The organism is Bordetella genomosp. 5, assembly GCF_002261315.1.
Lineage (GTDB): Bacteria > Pseudomonadota > Gammaproteobacteria > Burkholderiales > Burkholderiaceae_B > Bordetella.
The window spans coordinates 247,818-264,129 of the sequence record NZ_NEVP01000012.1 but is presented as its reverse complement, the minus strand read 5'-3'; the positions used below and the strand labels follow the sequence as shown (position 1 = coordinate 264,129).

The 16,312-nt window shown below is 68.0% G+C and carries 15 protein-coding genes; 8 read left to right on the top strand and 7 right to left on the bottom strand.

The window, feature by feature from the left end; all coding sequences use genetic code 11:
* Window positions 1-46 precede the first annotated feature (46 nt).
* Complete coding sequence (locus CAL25_RS21360) at window positions 47-1,117, top strand: LacI family DNA-binding transcriptional regulator (protein WP_094803744.1); 1,071 nt, start codon at window positions 47-49, stop codon at window positions 1,115-1,117.
* Window positions 1,118-1,127: 10 nt separating this feature from the next.
* Here the strand turns inward: CAL25_RS21360 and CAL25_RS21355 are convergent, their stop codons facing one another.
* The 4 genes from CAL25_RS21355 to CAL25_RS21340 form a co-directional block, all read right to left on the bottom strand.
* Window positions 1,128-2,201, bottom strand: a complete 1,074-nt coding sequence (locus tag CAL25_RS21355) for a lactonase family protein (protein WP_094803742.1) — start codon at window positions 2,199-2,201, stop codon at window positions 1,128-1,130.
* 115 nt (window positions 2,202-2,316) lie between these two features.
* Window positions 2,317-2,799: a GlcG/HbpS family heme-binding protein gene (locus tag CAL25_RS21350; protein WP_094803740.1), complete on the bottom strand. Its 483-nt coding sequence runs from the start codon at window positions 2,797-2,799 to the stop codon at window positions 2,317-2,319.
* Between the two features lie 88 nt (window positions 2,800-2,887).
* On the bottom strand, window positions 2,888-3,532 hold the full coding sequence (locus CAL25_RS21345; protein ID WP_432759258.1) for a response regulator transcription factor: 645 nt from the start codon (window positions 3,530-3,532) through the stop codon (window positions 2,888-2,890).
* Window positions 3,529-4,968 carry a sensor histidine kinase gene (locus CAL25_RS21340; protein ID WP_249279193.1) on the bottom strand — a complete coding sequence of 480 codons (1,440 nt, stop codon included), beginning with the start codon at window positions 4,966-4,968 and terminating at the stop codon, window positions 3,529-3,531. The genes CAL25_RS21345 and CAL25_RS21340 overlap by 4 nt, the downstream gene beginning before the upstream one ends.
* Before the next feature lie 137 nt (window positions 4,969-5,105).
* Here CAL25_RS21340 and CAL25_RS21335 point away from each other — a divergent pair, with 137 nt between their 5' ends.
* The 5 genes from CAL25_RS21335 (at window position 5,106) to CAL25_RS21315 (ending at window position 10,283) form a co-directional block, all read left to right on the top strand.
* On the top strand, window positions 5,106-5,507 hold the full coding sequence (locus CAL25_RS21335; RefSeq protein WP_094803736.1) for a hypothetical protein: 402 nt from the start codon (window positions 5,106-5,108) through the stop codon (window positions 5,505-5,507).
* 140 nt (window positions 5,508-5,647) lie between these two features.
* On the top strand, window positions 5,648-6,892 hold the full coding sequence (locus CAL25_RS21330; RefSeq protein WP_094803734.1) for a Zn-dependent hydrolase: 1,245 nt from the start codon (window positions 5,648-5,650) through the stop codon (window positions 6,890-6,892).
* Window positions 6,893-6,951: 59 nt separating this feature from the next.
* Complete coding sequence (locus CAL25_RS21325; RefSeq protein ID WP_212590925.1) at window positions 6,952-7,902, top strand: LysR family transcriptional regulator; 951 nt, start codon at window positions 6,952-6,954, stop codon at window positions 7,900-7,902.
* Between the two features lie 377 nt (window positions 7,903-8,279).
* Complete coding sequence (locus CAL25_RS21320; RefSeq protein ID WP_094803730.1) at window positions 8,280-8,750, top strand: tripartite tricarboxylate transporter TctB family protein; 471 nt, start codon at window positions 8,280-8,282, stop codon at window positions 8,748-8,750.
* Between the two features lie 3 nt (window positions 8,751-8,753).
* Complete coding sequence (locus tag CAL25_RS21315) at window positions 8,754-10,283, top strand: tripartite tricarboxylate transporter permease (protein WP_094803728.1); 1,530 nt, start codon at window positions 8,754-8,756, stop codon at window positions 10,281-10,283.
* A 129-nt stretch (window positions 10,284-10,412) separates the two neighbouring features.
* On the opposite strand, the gene CAL25_RS24285 is transcribed toward CAL25_RS21315, so the two are convergent.
* Window positions 10,413-10,565, bottom strand: coding sequence for a hypothetical protein (locus tag CAL25_RS24285; protein ID WP_170948563.1), 153 nt, complete (start codon window positions 10,563-10,565; stop codon window positions 10,413-10,415).
* A 329-nt stretch (window positions 10,566-10,894) separates the two neighbouring features.
* Here CAL25_RS24285 and CAL25_RS21310 point away from each other — a divergent pair, with 329 nt between their 5' ends.
* A complete protein-coding gene (locus CAL25_RS21310) occupies window positions 10,895-11,623 on the top strand; it encodes a LysE family translocator (protein WP_094803726.1) in 729 nt (242 codons plus the stop codon).
* 179 nt (window positions 11,624-11,802) lie between these two features.
* Entirely contained in the window at window positions 11,803-12,990 is a 1,188-nt protein-coding gene (locus tag CAL25_RS21305; RefSeq protein ID WP_249279192.1) for a Fic family protein, read from the top strand.
* 167 nt (window positions 12,991-13,157) lie between these two features.
* Here CAL25_RS21305 and hutG read toward each other — a convergent pair whose 3' ends face one another.
* Window positions 13,158-13,952 (bottom strand): N-formylglutamate deformylase, encoded by a 795-nt coding sequence (gene hutG / locus CAL25_RS21300; RefSeq protein WP_094803724.1) that lies wholly within the window; start codon window positions 13,950-13,952, stop codon window positions 13,158-13,160.
* Window positions 13,953-14,165: 213 nt separating this feature from the next.
* Complete coding sequence (locus CAL25_RS21295; RefSeq protein ID WP_094803722.1) at window positions 14,166-16,166, bottom strand: BCCT family transporter; 2,001 nt, start codon at window positions 16,164-16,166, stop codon at window positions 14,166-14,168.
* Window positions 16,167-16,312: the final 146 nt, after the last annotated feature.

The window sequence follows — 16,312 nt, the reverse complement described above, 5'->3', positions numbered from 1 at the left end:
GCCCCATCGGGGCGTCCGCAGCGGCGCCCGCTTCCTTTTGCACGAGATGAAAAACAGCAGAGGTAGTGGCTCCGTGACGGTCGACCACGTGGCCGCGCATGCGGGCGTGTCGATCAAGACGGTATCGCGCGTACTCAACAACGAAGCCAACATCAGCGCCAGGACGCGCGAACGGGTGCAGGCCTCGATGGCCGAGCTCAAGTATCACCCCAACCCTTCGGCACGACGCCTGGCGAGCAAGCGCTCGGACCTCATCGTGCTGCTCTACGACGATCCCAACGACAGCCATCTGGTGCAACTGCAGCACGGCGCGCTCGATGCGTGCCGCCGCAGCTTCCACAGCCTGTTGCTGCATCCCGTCGATTATCGCTCGCCGACCCTGGCCGACGATGTGCTGCAGCTGGTGCGCCAGCGTGCCTGCGCCGGCCTCGTGCTGACGGCGCCCGTATGCGACGTGCCGGCACTGGTGCGCGCGCTCGACGCGAGCGATGTGCCGTTCGCGCGGCTCGCACCCTTTACGCCGAGCGCCCGTGGCCACGCCGTGCGTGCGCCGGACCGCCTCGCCGCGCAGGCCATGACCGCGCATCTGCTCGGGCTGGGCCACCGGCGCATCGGCTTCGTGCGGGGCCACGCCGACCATGGCGTCATGCACGAAAGGCTTCATGGCTATCGCGATGCGTTGGACGACGCGGGCGTGGCGGCGGACGAGTCCCTGATCGAGGCGGGGTCGAACACCTTCGAGTCCGGGGTGCAGGCCGGCCGCCGGCTGCTGGCCCGGGCGGCACGGCCCAGCGCCATTTTCGCGAGCAACGACGAGATGGCGGCGGGCGTGCTGTACGCCGCGCACGCGCTGGGCATCGACGTGCCCGCGGCGCTGTCCGTGGCGGGTTGCGACGACACGCCGATATCGCGCCAGACCTGGCCCGCGCTCTCGAGCGTGCGGCTGCCGGCGCGCGAGATGGCGCGCGCGGCCGTGGAGCAGCTCGTCGCGCGGGGCGCGCCGGTGCCGGCGGCCCGGCTCGACTACGCGCTGGTGCCGCGCGAATCCACCGCGCTCGCGGCGGCGCGGCGCTCGAGCCCGCCGGCCAGGACGTTCGCCGACGCGCTCGACGCTTAGGCTCGGGCGCTCAGCGCGAGGCGGGCAAGGGGCAGAGGCAGGCGGGCGAGGCCAGGTCGAGGCTTGCGCCCGCGCGCAGCTCGCCCTCGGCCCCCACCGCATGGACGACGATGCGATCGTCGTCCTGCAAGCCCGCCAGCAGAAACCGGCCATCTGGCGTGAGGGCGATATCGCGGGGCGTGCGGCCACCGGCGTCGTACCAGCGCGGCGCACCCGGCAGGCCGTCCTTGTCCAGAGGCCAGCACACGATCGTGTCGGCGCCCCGCACGCTGGCGTAGAGCCAGCGGCCGCCGGGGTGCAGACGCAGCGCGGCCGCCAGCGCCGATCCCTGCGCTGGTGCGGCGCCGTTCTTCCTGTCATTCGTGCCCGGCAAGGCCGGCACCGAGGCCAGCGCCTGTGCGCTCTCGCCGGCGAGGTCGTGCACCGCCAGGGTATTGTCCAGCTCGTTGATCACGTACAGCCGGGTCCCGTTCACGACCGCATGCCGCGGCCCGGCGCCGGGCGTCACCGCATACGCACGGCGCGGTGCGCCATCGCCGTCGAGCGCGTGATGCGTGACGCGATCCGCGCCCAGATCGCAGGCCACGATGCCATCGCCCGCCGGGATCGCGCAATGCAGATGCGCCGCCTCCTGGCGGCTGCGTTCGGGGCCGCTGCCCAGCGCCTGATACTGCCAGGCGGGGCCGGCCAGCATGCCGTCAGCGTCGAGCCGCAGGCACAGCAGCTCGCCCGAGCCGTAATGCGAAATGCATAGCCGCCGCGCGGGGGCATGCAGCGAGACATGGCAGGGATCGGCGCCCGCCAGCGGCAAGCGTTGCAGCAGACGGGGCGTCGCTGCGCCGGCGTCGAGCGCGTAGACGCCGAGTTCGGCGTCGCGGGCGCGTTCGCTCACGGCATAGAGCCGCGTGCCGGTGGGGTCGGCGCAGAGATAGGACGGGTTGGCGAGGCTGCCCTCGTGGCCGAGCGCGTGGGGCACGCCGTCACTGTCGATGGCGATCAGATGAATGCCGAGCCCGTGTCCCGCCACGTGGGCGAGGTGCTGGGTATAGGTGCCCACGGCGAGGCGATGCGTGGCGGTCGTCATGGCGTCTCCGGAAGGGTCCGCGCGCGCCGCCTGCGGCAGGCGGGGCGGGGCGCACGATACGAGTGTGCCCCTTCAGCATGCCGCATGCCATCGCCCCGCGGGGCGGGCCGCCCGATTACTTGAAGCGCGCGGCGTTGTCCTGCAGCGCGGTATCGGCGCATTGCGCGTCGAAATGTCCGCCCGGGGCGCCGGCCACGCCGATCGCGCCGATCACCGCGTCGCCCGCCTTGACCGGCACGCCGCCGCCCAGCAACAGGAAGCCGGGAATATCGGTGAGGTTGGCCGCGCCGGGGTTCTTCTGCGCGTTCTCCATCATGGCGAGCGTGGGCGCCTTGGCCGAGGCCGAGGTGAACGCCTTGGCGCGGCTGGCTTCCACGGTGTGCGAGCCCGCGTTGTCTGCGCGCGACAGCGCCTTCAGCACGCCGGCGCGGTCCACCACCGCGGCGCTGACGTTGTAGCCCTTGGCCTGGCAGGCAGCGACGGCGGCGTCGGCAATGTGGCGGGCGTCTTCGAGCGAGATGTTTTTCTCGGTGAGTACGGCGGCGTGAGCGGTGCCGGAGAGCGCCAGGGCGGCGAGCAACAGAGAGCGTTTGAGCATGGAATTCGTCCTTGAAGAAAGAGATTCCAGCTTAGGCAAGCGGCCTCGAGGCCGGTATTCGCCCGGCTACGGATGGGCCTCCGTAGCGCTACGGAGGCGGCGCGGCGCCGTCGTCCAGCAAGAGCGCATATTGCCGGATCAGATGCGCCAGCGTGCTCACCTCGAGCTTGCCGAACACATTGGCGCGATAGGTCTCGACCGTGCGCGGCGAGAGCGCGAGGGCGCGCGCGATTTCCTTGTTGGCCCAGCCCTGCACGACATGCCGCGCCACCTCGTGCTCGCGGGACGAGAGGCGCTCGAGCCGTGCGCGCGCGGCCTGTGTCACGGCGGCGCGCTCGCGGCTGGCGACGTGGCCGCGCACGGCGGCCTGCACCGCATCCAGAAAGACGTCGTCGTCAACCGGCTTCTGCAGGAACTCGATCGCGCCGCCCTTGAACGCCCGGCGGCAGAGATCGACGTTGGCATGGCCGGTGAGCATCACCACGGGCAGATCGCAGTGCTCGGCCAGCCGTGCCAGCACATCGAGGCCGCTGATGCCCGGCATGCGGATATCGAGCACGACGCAGCCGATCGCCTGTGTCAGCGGCTGGGCCAGGAACGCCAGCGGATCCGCGTGGCTGCTGCTGCGCAGCCCGACGCTGCGCAGCAGCAGCGCGAGCGCGTCGCGTACCGCGTCATCGTCGTCCACCAGATACACGACCGGGGCGAGGGGAGGGCTGGTATCGGGAATCAAGCGGCGCGCTCCAGGGGCAGGCTGAGTGTGAAGCAGGCGCCGCCTTCGGGCAGGTTGCGGGCCTGCATGCGGCCGTCCATCGAGCCCGCGAGCGTGTCGCACAGGGTCAGCCCGAGGCCCATGCCGCTGTCGCGCGTGGTGTAGAAGGGTTCGAACAGGTGCGGCAGATGCTCCGGCGCGATGCCCGGACCGTTGTCGCTCACGCTGAAGTGGTAGTAGCCGTTTTCGCTGTGACCTCGGACGCGGATCCGGCGCGGACCCGGCACGGCGGCGAGCGCGGTCAGGGCGTTGTTGACCAGGTTGTGCAGGATCTGCTCGACCGCCACCGGATCGCCGAGCGGCCGCGCGGCCGGGCTGTCGTTGGTCCAGTTCAGGGCGACTTCGTGCCGCGCCAGCTCGGGTTCGCTCAGAAAGCACAGGCTGGCCACGAGCGCGTCGGGCGCCAGCGGCACCCGCGTGGCGGCGTTGCCCGGGCCCACCATCGCGCGCAGGCGCTCGATGATGTCGGCCGCGCGCCGGGCCTGCTGCGCGCTCGCCCGCAGCGCCTGACGCACGGCGGGCAGTTCGTCGGGATCGTCGAGCAGGCGCTCGGCGGCGCGGTTCTGCGCCAGGATGGCCGTGAGCGGCTGGTTCAGCTCGTGCGCGATGCCGGCCGCCATTTCGCCCAGCGTGTTCAGCCGGGCCAGCGCGGCCATGCGGGCCTGTTCGGCCTGGCGCCGCGCCTGGCGCCGGCTGTGCTGCCAGTAGCGCGCGGCCGCCACGATGAGCCCGCTGGCGCCGAGCCAGACCGCCCATTCGAACCACGGCCAGTCGGCGGGCGCGAGGCGCCGCTGCGCCTGCATCAGGAAGGGCTGACTGGCCGAGCCCAGCGGCTTGCTCACCTGCAGCAGCGGTCCGATCGAGGAGGGCGCGCCGGGAGCGGTGTACAGCACCAGATCCGGTTCGTGCACGTCGAGCGTGAGGCGGCCCAGGGCGGGCGCGACGTCGGCCGTGGGCAACAGCCGGCGGGCGTCGATCCGCATGCTCCAGGACGACGGGGCCACCAGCCAATACTGCGCCGCGTCGATCGGCAAGGTCACGGCATGGCCGCGGGTGCGGGCTTGCGCCAGGGCCTGCCTCAGCCCCTCGGGCTCGGGCTCGCTGCCCTGCCAGCCTTGCGGCGAGAGCCAGCCCAGCGCCAGCAGCTCGGCGAGCGCGGGTTGCAGGCTCGGCAGGAGGCGGTCGGGCGCGGGCGGATGCGAGAGCGCCGCGAGGGTCGCGAGCACGGCCTCGTGCTGCACGGCTTTCTGGCTGAGCAGGCGATGGGCGATGCTGGCACCCTGGGCGAAGCGGTCGCGCTGCGCCACGTAGTCCTGGCGCGCCAGCCACAGGATGCCGGCCAGGCAGAGCAGCGCCCACGCACCGGCCGTGCGCCAGCGGATAGAGGGGAGGGTCACGATGGGGCCATTATCGCAGGCCCGTTCCGCCGGACGCCTCCGTAGCGCTACGGAGGCGGCTTGGATAAATGTGGGCCCACCCCTACACTTTGTGTTTTGGACGGCGCGTCCGTCCTCGCCTTCTTTGCATGCCGACCATGGATCTGCCGTTTCCGATACGCCAGGAGTGTCCGCCCGGCGCCTGTGATTGCGAGCGCGAGCGGCTGCTGGCCGAGCCCGGCGCCGACCTGCGCATCCTGCGGCTCACGCGCGACGAAGAAAAGCGGCTGATCCAGCGCATCGAGGCCGCCGATTCGCTCAGCGAGCTGCGCCGTCTGGGCGGCAAGATGGAAGCGCTGCTCGGCCTGGTGGTGCGCTTCGCGCCCGGGCCCAACGAGGTGCGCACGGTGCGCGGCATCGTGATCGACGTCGAGGCCTGTCCGGGCCTGTGCCGCAAGACCCGCCAGACCATCCCGGCGGCGATCCGCCGCTGCCTCGATGCGCGCCCCGAAATCGTCTACGAACTGCTCAACGAACACGATCTGCTGCGCGACGCCTGAGGCGCGCATGTGCTGCTGGTATGGCCTATGTGAAATATAGGCATGGCCTATTGGTGAATGGCACGTCCCACCCCTAGAATGCCCTGCACAGGCCGGGCATCTGTCCCGGCACGACAACCAGGAATACAAGGGGTTTTGCCATGACGCTGTCCGCCACCACGCGCATCAACATGCCGCGCTATCTCGAAACGCTCGACACCTCGTCGGGCATCGGCGTGGGGCGCGAAAACGGCCTGGCCCGCCTGGCCCTCACCGACGCCGACCGCGACATGCGCGATCAGTTCGTGCAATGGTGCCGCGATGCCGGCCTGACCGTGCGGGTGGACGCCGTGGGCAACATCTTTGGCCGCCGCGAAGGCCGCGAGGACCTGCCGCCCGTGATGATCGGCAGCCACCTCGACACCCAGGCCAACGGCGGACGCTTCGACGGCATCGTGGGCGTGCTGGGCGCGCTCGAAGTGGTGCGCACGCTCAACGATCTGGGCATCACCACGCGCCGCCCGATCGAGATCGTCGACTGGACCAACGAAGAGGGCAGCCGTTTCTCGCCGCCGATGATGGCCTCGGGCTGCTTCGTGGGCGCCTACGAGCTCGACTGGGCCTACGCGCGCCGCTCCGACGATGGCCCGACCTTCGGCGAAGAGCTCGAGCGCATCGGCTATAAGGGCGACACCCCGGTCGGTCAGTGCGACGTCGACGCCTATTTCGAACTGCACATCGAGCAGGGCGATCTGCTGGACAAGGCCAACAAGCAGGTCGGCGTGGTCACGCACGGCTACAGCTCGCACGGCGTGCTGGTCGAGTTTCGCGGCGAGACCGCGCATGCCGGCCCCTGGCCGATGGCCAAGCGCCGCAACGCCCTGGTGGCCGCCGCGCGCATGCTGACCGAGGTGGACGACATCGGCTGGGAGTTCGTCGGTACGGGCGGCAAGGCCACGGCCTCGCGTCTCGTCGCCTGGCCCAACAAGGCGGGCATTCTGTCCGACTGGGCGGAGGCCATCGGCGACGTGCGCCACGAAAGCCCCGAGGCGGCCGAGGCGATGCGCGACAAGATGTTGCGCGGCGTGGCGCAGGCGGCCGCCAAGACGGGTTGCGACTATCGCATCCTCGACCAGTGGCAGTGGGGCGGCTACATCTTCGACGACGCCATGGTGGGCATCGTGCGCGACAAGGTGCAGGCGCTGGGTTACAGCACCGCGGATCTGCCCAGCCAGGCCGGCCACGACGCGTATTTCATGGCGCAGAAATTCCCCACCGCCATGATCTTCACGCCCTGCCGCGATGGCATCACGCACAACAACAACGAGCTGGCGACGGCCGAGGACATCGAACCGGGTCTGAACGTGCTGCTGCACGCCGTGGTCGAGCGCGCGGACCGGGCTTGAGCGTCACGCGCGGTGGTCTAATGGCGGGCAGGCGCGGCCAATCTGGCGGCGCCGCTTCTTTGCCCGCCACCATGGATCCCACGCTCAATTCACTCGACTGGAACCTGCTGCGCACGTTCTTCGTGATCGTGGAGGCGCGCAGCCTCACGCAGGCCGCGCACGAGCTGGGCATCCGGCAGCCCTCGGTCACGCAGGCACTCAAGCGGCTCGAAGAGAGCCTGGGCTGCACGCTCATCGTGCGCGGCAGCCGGCGCTTCGAGCTCACGCGCCACGGCGAAATTCTCTATCGCGAGTGCGAGGTCATGATGCGCAGCGCGGCGCGCATCGGCGAGAAGCTCGCCGGCGCGCAGGGCGACATCACCGGCCTCTTGAAGCTGATGTTCATCACGGCGGTTCAGTACGAGCCGCTGGACCAGGCGCTCGCCCGCTTTCGTCAGCGCCACCCGTCGGTCAACATCGAGATCGAGATCGTCAGCAGTCCGCAGGCGATCCGCGCCGTGTCGCAGCGCATCGCGCCGCTGGCGCTCTGCCTGCTGGCGCAACCGATCGCGGGGCTGCGCTGCCGCTTCCTCATGCGCGAGGAATTCGGCATCTATTGCGGTCCGACCCATCCGTGGTTCGGCCGCGACGACATCACCCTGGAACAGCTGCGCCAGGAGCCGCTGGTCGCATTCTCCGCGAGCAAGAAGGGCGGCGTCATGGAGCCGCTGCTCGCCCTGGGCGACGGCGCGGGCCTGGCGCGCCGCATCACCGGCAGCAGCACCGACATCGGTGCGGTGCTGCGCATGATCGTGGCCGGCGTCGGCATCGGCGTGCTGCCGTGCGCGGCCGCCGCGGCCGACGAGCAGGCCGGGCGCCTGTGGCGCTTCTCGCCGGCGGAACTGGCGCTGGGCGCCGACCTCTATCTCATCACGCATCCGGCGCTCGTGCCGGAGCCCGCCGAAGCGCGCTTTCTCGAGATTTTCGACGACTGCATCGCCGCCGCGGCGGGCGACCCCCGCAGCGGCTGAACGCGCCGATCAGCATGCGCGGCGCACGGCGCGCGGCGCGTAAAAAGAGCCTCTCAGAAAGTGTGCTACGCGCGCACGCCGTCGTGCGCGTGTCCGCACGCGCAGTCGCACCCGCGATCGCGCGCGCCTGCACGCACGCCTGTGCGCTCTACCAATGGTTGTGCATGCAACCAAATTGAAAGCTTTGTATTTCGGTGCGCGTGAGGACTCAGGGATTTCCCCATTTTTCGGCCTTTTTTGTTTCTGTACGCCGTTTTTCTGCATCAGTGAAAGGCGATCGCAAGTTTGAGTTCTTAGACTGCCGCTTCAGTCGAAAGTCAGCTTCGCTTAAGACCTGCGTCAGATAGAAGCATCGCCAAAACAAGGAGATTCGGGGTATGCAGCCGGAAAAGGACGTCGTAAGACGCGAGTGGTGGGCCGGAGGGGCCATGGTCGTGCTGGGAGTGGCCGCGCTGGCCCAGGCAATGACCTACGAACTGGGTTCGCTGGCGCGCATGGGACCGGGGCTGTTCCCCGCCATCCTCGGCGTGGTGCTGATCCTGCTGGGCGCGCTGATCGCCAAGCTGGCGACGTCGCCGTTGAACGCCGATGACGATCACGAGCCCGAGTCGGCGCCCGACTGGCGTGGCTGGGGTTGCATCGTGGGCGGCCTGCTCGCCTTCATCCTGGTGGGCAAGTACGGTGGCCTCGTGCCCGCGACGCTTGTCCTGGTATTCGTGTCCGCCCTGGGCGATCGTCAGCAGACGCTCAAAGGCGCTGCGATTCTGTCGGTCGCCGTCACCCTGATCGGCGTGGTCGTGTTCTCTTGGGGCTTGCAGCTGCAATTCCCGCTGTTCCGTTGGGGTTGAAGCATGGAAATCCTCAATAACCTGATGCATGGTTTCTCGGTCGCGTTCGCGCTCGAGAACCTGATGTGGGCCGCCTTCGGCGTGTTCATGGGCAACCTGATCGGCGTGCTGCCCGGCATGGGCGTGCTGGCCGCGATCTCGATCCTGCTGCCCCTCACCTACACGATGACCCCCACCGCCGCGCTGGTGATGCTCTCGGGCATCTACTACGGCTCGCAGTATGGCGGCGGCATCACCTCGATCATGCTGAACCTGCCGGGCACCGCCTCGCACGCCGTGGCGTGTCTGGACGGCAATCCGCTGGCACGCAATGGCAAGGCGGGCTCGGCCCTGTTCATGCTGATGTTCTCGTCGTTCTGCGGCGCGTCGGTCGGCATCCTGGCCATGATCCTGTTCTCGCCCATGCTGGTGGAGGTCGCCTTCCGCTTCGGCCCGGCCGAGTATTTCTCGATGATGGTGCTGGGCCTGCTGGCCGGTGCCACGCTGGCCAAGGGTTCCGCCGTCAAGGGCGTGGCCATGGTGGTGGTGGGTCTGCTGCTGGGCGTGGTCGGTACCGACGTCAACACCGGCACGATGCGCTTTCACTTCGGCATCCTCGAGCTCTCCGACGGCCTGCAGATCGTGGCGCTGGCGATGGGTCTGTTCGGTGTGGCCGACTTCCTGCGCAACATCAACAAGGTGGGTGGCGACAGCCGCGTGACCGGCACCAAGATCAGCATGAAGTCGATGCGGCCCGAGGCTGGCGACATCAAGCAATCGCGTGGCGCGCTGGTGCGCGGCACGGGTATCGGCGCGGCGTTCGGCATCCTGCCGGGCACGGGTCCGACGATCGCGTCGTTCATCTCCTACGCCGTCGAAAAGAAGGTCGCTAAAGAGCCGCGTCGCTTCGGCCGTGGCGCCATCGAAGGCATCGCCGGCCCCGAGGCCGCCACGAGCGCCTCGACGCAGACGAGCTTCATCCCCACGATGAGCCTGGGTATCCCGGGGGACCCCGTGATGGCCCTGATGCTGGGCGCGCTGATCATTCACGGCATTCAGCCCGGTCCGCAGATGATGCTCGAGCACGCCGACATGTTCTGGGGCTTGATCGCGAGCTTCTGGGTCGGCAACGTCCTGCTCCTGCTGCTCAACCTGCCGCTCATCGGTATGTGGGTGCGCATGCTGACCGTGCCGTTCCGTGTCCTGTACCCGGCCGCGCTGTTCTTTGTCTGCGTCGGCGTCTACAGCACGAACAACAACCTGTTCGACGTGGGCATGGTGACCTTGTTCGGCGTGGCGGGCTACCTGCTCATGCGTTTGAAGTTCGAACCCGCGCCGCTGTTGCTGGGCTTCGTGCTCGGCCCCATGGTCGAAGAGAACTTCCGTCGTGCACTGCTGCTGTCGCGTGGTGAGATGTCGGTGTTCGTGACGCGGCCGATCAGTCTGGGCTTCATCCTGGCCTGCGTGGCGCTGATCGCGCTGCTGGTGGTGAGCGCGATGCGTCAACGCGCCAAGCGCGCCGAGATGCCTCAGCCGGCTTCGCACACGAGCTGATCCGCACCTGCTCCAACAAAAAGGCCGCGCCTCGCGAGAGGTGCGGCCTTTTTGTCTGGCTGCTGCGCGCTGCGCGAGACGCTCGGGGTCTTGCCGGCGGTATGACCGTGCGCAGTGCCTAACCCGGGCTCAGCCCGCGGCGCTGCGGTAGTCGGCCGCGTCGAAGCGGACCTCGCGCGCGGGCTCGGCCGCCTCGCGGGACGCGTCGGCATCCGCCGGCGGCGCCGATACGCCAAGCAGGGACAACTCGGCGCGGACAAGACCTTCGATGAAGCTGGACATGGATTTCCTCCTTGGGATGCAGGATCCCGAATCAGTATTGCGTGAGCCGCCGGGCCCGGGGCGCGCGGTGGCAATGAACGTCCATGGTCCGCCCGGCGCGCCCGGGCCGTCCATTCGTTTGTCTCAATGGCGGCGATAGGCGAAAAACCCCTGTCGCGGACAGGGTCTGCGCTGGCCGCGCATGTCGCGTCCCGCAGCCGCGCGCCGCGCCTCCGATCCGGGCCGTCATCGCCCGCAGCGGCATCGTCCTGGTGCCGCTGGCCCCGCCGTGCAGCACGCGGCGTCCTGTTCTAGACTGGCATCCCTCGATTCCGCATTGATGGCATCACATGGATTGGAATACCTGGCTGCTCTACGCGCTGGCGGTGTCCGGGCTGTCGCTCACCCCGGGGCCCAACAGCCTGCTCGTCATCGCGCACGGCGCGCTGCACGGGCGCGGCCCGACCCGCTGGACCATCGCGGGCGGAGCCGTGGGCTTCACCGGGCTGATCGCGCTGGCCATGGCCGGCATCGGCGCGCTGCTGCAGACCTCGCCGGGCGCGCTGACCGCGCTCAAGTTCGCGGGCGGCGCCTATCTGGTGTGGCTGGGCGTGCAGCTGTGGCGCGCGCCGCCTCTGGCGCTGGGGGCCGCGGTGCCGGGGGCTGACGCACCGGCGCCCGACGCATCGGCGCCCGACGCGACGTCGCCAGACGCAACGTCGCCAAGACCTTCCGATCCCGCCGCCTTGCGGGAGGGCCAGCCGGCCGCCAGGGCCAACGCGCCGAGTTCTCGCGCGCTGCTGTTCCGCCAGGGCCTGTTCGCGGCCGTCTCCAATCCCAAGGTGCTGCTGTTCTACGGCGCCTTTCTGCCGCAATTCATCTCGCCCGCGCGCAGCCTGTGGCTGCAGTTCGCCGTGATGGCGCTGACCTTCGTCGTGGCCGAGTGCGCCGTGGAATACGGCCTGGCGAGCCTGTCGCATCGCATCCGCCCCTGGCTGGAGCGCTCCGGCCGGCGCTTCAATCAAGTGTGCGGCGTGCTGTTCGCCGTGATCGGCGCCGCGTTACCGTTCGCGCATTGAGGGCGTGTGCCAACAGGCGATCCTTCTGTTGTGCGTGCGAGGCAAATGCGTCGCCCCTCCCTAGCTTTGCAACCGGCATGCGATCCGGTCCGGTTTCTTCGTTTTTTTCGAAGAGGTTAATGATTTAAAAGAGAAAAGTCGAGCTCTCTATCCGGCATAGGTTCCGGTAGACTTCAGTCATGGACACGACGACCATGGGGCCGATGGTCCCCGATGAGACATGCCGGCTGCTTGACGATGACACTTTGCTACTTGTGGCAGAGGCTAATCGGCTGGCGAGCCGCCTGCATCCGATCTTACGAGACTCGATCGGTGATCTCGTACGCTCGATGAACTGCTATTACTCTAACTTGATAGAAGGGCACGACACGCATCCGCGCGACATCGACAGGGCCCTCGCCAACGATTTTTCCAATGAACCGAAAAAGCGGGACCTCCAGAAGGAAGCGGTCGCGCATATCCACGTTCAACGGCTGATTGATACGGGACAGGATCCCGACGCGTGGCCGGCGTCCGCGGCTTATGCTTCTTGGTTGCATGAAGAGTTTTGCTCGCGGCTACCGCCGGAGATGTTGTTCGTCGCCGATGACAGAACCGGGGCGCGTCTCGAGATTGTTCCCGGCCAATGGCGCAAGCGAGACGTCCAGGTCGGGCGGCACATTCCTCCTGCTGCCGCGGATATTCCACGTTTCATGTCGTACTTTGATAAAGCCTATGCATCGCCGCCGCTAAGCAGGTTCCGGCAAGTTCAAACTGTCGGTGCGGTTCATCATCGTTTCCTATGGATCCATCCATTCCTTGACGGTAATGGCAGGGTCGCGCGGCTGATGTCACACGCGTTGTTTAAGCGGCTGGGGGTTGGGACCAGTCTCTGGTCGGTGGCGAGGGGATTGGCGCGTGACGAGGAACGATACAAAGCGTTGCTTGCTCAGGCGGATCGACCTCGCCAAGGCGATCTAGATGGGCGGGGCAACCTGACTCAGCGCGGACTGATCGATTTCTGCGAATTCTTTCTTGATCGTTCTATTGATCAAATCCGATTCATGAGTGGTTTGCTCGAACCGGCGACGTTGCTTGCACGTATGGAAATCCATGTGGAGGAAGAGGTGCGAGCGAAGCGGCTGCTCCGTGGCAGCTTTTCCGTGCTGCGCGAAGCCGTTATGAGTGGCGAGGTCGAGCGCTCGAAGATTCCAGCGCTTACCGGCTACGAAGAACGCGGTGCGCGTAATGTCACTGCGAGGCTGGTTGATCGGGGCATGCTGTCTGCGGTCAGCCACCGTGCGCCACTGCGGTTGGCATTTTCCGCAGAAGTGGTGGAACGCTGGTTTCCAAACCTTTATCCCACCGACGCGGGATCACGAAAATAATGGGGAAACCGGTCGAGCTCAGCGCCGGTTTTCGTCCATGTCATCTCATTTAACGGCGAGGGTGAAGCCCACGCTGCGATTAGCGAAGGCGCCACCGAAGGTCCGCCATGAGCCTGATCGCATGCGCAGACCGCGTGTTAGCAATGTTGAGATTTTCGGCGCGGCTGTCAGCCTAGCGCGTCGAGCGCTGCCTTCACCATGCGGCCCACCAGGGGCTGCACGCGGCTTGCCAGGTCTTCGCGATAGCCGAAGGGATACGTTTCGTCCATGTAGGTGGACTGGCACATCTCGAGCTGGATCGCATGCACGCCCTGTTCGGGCGCGCCGTAGTGGCGCGTGATGTAGCCGCCCTTGAAACGGCCGTTGACCGCCCAGGTGTAATCGGCGTTGGCTTCGAGCTCGCGCTGCACGGCCTGCTGCGCGGCGAGCGCGCAGGTCTTGCCGTCGGACGTGCCGATGTTCAGGTCGGGCAGCTTGCCGTCGAACAGGCGCGGCAGCACGCTGGCGATGGAGTGCGCTTCCCAGAGCAGCACGCGGCCATGCTCGGCCTTGATGCGGGCGATCTCGCGCGTGAGCTGGTCGTGGTAGGGCTGCCAGTAGGTGGCGAGCCGTTCGGCCTGCGCGGCCGCGTCCGGCGCGGCGCCGTCGAGATACAGCGGTTCGCCGCGAAACGAGGCCGCCGGGCACAGGCCCGTCTTGGTCTGGCCCGGGTAGAGCGACTCGTCGTCGGGCGGGCGATTGAGGTCGATGACGTAACGCGAGTAGCGCGCGCCCAGCACCGAGGCGCCGAGCGCGTCGGCGAAGGCGTACAGACGGTCGAGATGCCAGTCGGTGTCGGCCACCGTGTGGGCGATGGGCGTCATGCTTGCGCGCAGGTCCGCCGGAATCTCCTGGCCCAGATGCGGGATCGAGATGAGCAGCGGCGCGCTGCCGCGCTTGAAATGGAAAGGCGTATCGGTCATGGTGCAACGGCCGCGCACCCGTGAGGGCGCGCGTTTTCAAGGCAGGTTCGGAGAGGGAATTGTAGCGAGGTGCGGCCGGCTAGGTGGGGCCGCCTAGGTGGGGCCGCCCAGGTGCGGCCGGCTAGGTGGGGCCGCCCAGGTGCGGCCGGCCGAGGTGGGGCCGCCGACGCGTGGGTCGCGGCCGGCGAACCGGCCGGCGACCCGCGCGCCCGATCAGGAGGATCCGCCCGGCGAGCTCGCGCGGGAGGAACCGTAGGTGAGCGACAGATAGTGGCGATGACGCTCATACTGGTCGAGGATGTCGCCGATCACCTCGTCGCGGCTCCAGCCCATGATGTCGTAGTCCTGGCCGCCTTCGCCCAGATGCACCTCGGCGCGGAAGTAACGCCGGTCTTCTTCGTCGCGCGCTTCTTCCGGCGTGAGGCTGGGCCGGACTTCGGCCATCGGATATACCGTGTAGGAGAAGTCCAGATGCTCGCCGTGGCCCACGCGGAAGGTCAGCTGGCCCTCCGCGCCGTCTTCGAGCGCGGTCACATAGCCCTCGCGGGCCAGCGCGGCCGCCACGTCGTCCATCGCGGGACGCACCACGTCGCTGATGTAGCGCTGCACGTGCGCGCGCTTGGGCATCATGATCATGTTGCGCAGACGGCGCTGCCAGGGCTCGGCGCTGGCGCCGGCCGGCGGGCGGCTGACGGTGCGGTAGCGCAGGCCGCGCTTGGTGGTGTCATGATTGAGCGCGCGGAACAAGCCCCACAGCGATATCAGGATCACGACCGAGAATGGCAGCGCGCTCGCGACGGTGGCTGTCTGAAGCGCCTTCAGCCCGTCGGCCAGCAGCAGCGCGATCGCGACCAGGCCCATCAGGATCGACCAGAACACCCGTTGCCATACCGGTGCGTCGTCGGCGCCGCCGGAGGCCAGCATGTCCACCACCAGCGCCCCGGTGTCGGCCGAGGTGACGAAGAACACCAACACCATCAGCACCGCGAAGCCCGACATCACGCGCGCCCACGGGAACTGCTCGAGGAACACGAAGAGCGCGAGCGTGGAGTCGTTCTTCACGGCCTCGCCCAGCTCCGTCGCCCCGTTGAAGAGGATGTGATAGATGGCCGTGTCGCCGAAGATCGTCATCCACAGCAGCGTGAAGCCGGTAGGGATGAGCAGCATGCCGCCCACGAACTGGCGAATCGTGCGGCCGCGCGAGATGCGCGCGATGAACACGCCGACGAACGGCGACCACGCGATCCACCAGCCCCAGTAGAACAGCGTCCAGCCGCCGATCCAGTCGGTGGGGTTGTAGGCATACAGATTGAACGTGCGCGACACCAGACCCGACAGGTACACGCCGATGTTCTCGACGAAGGTCTGCAACAGGAAGATGGTGGGGCCCACCACCGCCACGAAGGTCAGCAGCAGCACGGCCAGCAACATGTTGCCTTCCGACAGATAGCGGATGCCCTTGTCGAGACCGCTCGCGGCCGACAGGGTGGCGAGGCCGCACGCCAGCACGATCAGGCCGATCTGCACCGGGATGCTGTTGGGCACGTCGAACAGATAGTTGAGCCCGGCATTCATCTGCGCCACGCCCAGACCGAGCGACGTGGCCACCCCGAGCACCGTGCCGATCACGGCGAAGATGTCGACAGCATGGCCGATCGGGCCATGGATGCGATCGCCCAGCAAGGGATAAAAGGCCGAGCGCAGCGTGAGCGGCAGCCCATGGCGATAACCGAAGTAGGCGAGCACCAGCGCCACGCTGGCGTAGATCGCCCAGCCATGCAGGCCCCAATGGAAGAAGGTGATGGACAGCGCATCGCGCGCGGCCTCGGGCGTGCCGCCCGCGCCGAAGGGCGGATCCAGGAAGTGCATGACCGGCTCGGCCACGCCGAAGAACATCAGGCCGATGCCCATGCCGGCCGCGAACAGCATCGAGTACCAGGTGAGGTCGCGGTAATCGGGCTCGCTGTGGTCGGGACCGAGCTTGATGTCGCCGAAGCGGCTGAACGTGACGTACAGCATGCACAGCAGCACGATGGCCACCGCCAGCATGTAGAACCAGCTGGCGTTCGTGAAAATCCAGTCCTGCATGGCGCCGAACAGGCTCTGGGCCGCGCCGGGAGCGGTCGCGGCGAAGATGACCAGCGCCACGATGAAGGCGCCGGAGGTGTAGAACACCGGTTTGTTGACCTGCATTCGGAACTTGCTTTTATTCATTGTTTCTCCAGCCGGTGCACGTGCCCGGGGCGGGGCGGGCCCACTATTAATACCTGAGTGTTCCGCAGCCCGCAAACATCGGGGGGGTGTTTCAGGGCCGTGCCGTGCGGGTTCGGGCGCCTGCCGGGCCGCGTGCACGCCGGCGA

Coding starts and splice junctions, on each gene's coding strand:
- CAL25_RS21360 (WP_094803744.1), top strand. CDS start 47: ATGAAAAACAGCAGAGGTAGTGGCTCCGTGACGGTCGACCACGTGGCC.
- CAL25_RS21355 (WP_094803742.1), bottom strand. CDS start 2,201: ATGACGACCGCCACGCATCGCCTCGCCGTGGGCACCTATACCCAGCAC.
- CAL25_RS21350 (WP_094803740.1), bottom strand. CDS start 2,799: ATGCTCAAACGCTCTCTGTTGCTCGCCGCCCTGGCGCTCTCCGGCACC.
- CAL25_RS21335 (WP_094803736.1), top strand. CDS start 5,106: ATGGATCTGCCGTTTCCGATACGCCAGGAGTGTCCGCCCGGCGCCTGT.
- CAL25_RS21330 (WP_094803734.1), top strand. CDS start 5,648: ATGACGCTGTCCGCCACCACGCGCATCAACATGCCGCGCTATCTCGAA.
- CAL25_RS21320 (WP_094803730.1), top strand. CDS start 8,280: ATGCAGCCGGAAAAGGACGTCGTAAGACGCGAGTGGTGGGCCGGAGGG.
- CAL25_RS21315 (WP_094803728.1), top strand. CDS start 8,754: ATGGAAATCCTCAATAACCTGATGCATGGTTTCTCGGTCGCGTTCGCG.
- CAL25_RS24285 (WP_170948563.1), bottom strand. CDS start 10,565: ATGTCCAGCTTCATCGAAGGTCTTGTCCGCGCCGAGTTGTCCCTGCTT.
- CAL25_RS21310 (WP_094803726.1), top strand. CDS start 10,895: ATGGATTGGAATACCTGGCTGCTCTACGCGCTGGCGGTGTCCGGGCTG.
- CAL25_RS21305 (WP_249279192.1), top strand. CDS start 11,803: ATGGACACGACGACCATGGGGCCGATGGTCCCCGATGAGACATGCCGG.
- hutG (WP_094803724.1), bottom strand. CDS start 13,952: ATGACCGATACGCCTTTCCATTTCAAGCGCGGCAGCGCGCCGCTGCTC.
- CAL25_RS21295 (WP_094803722.1), bottom strand. CDS start 16,166: ATGAATAAAAGCAAGTTCCGAATGCAGGTCAACAAACCGGTGTTCTAC.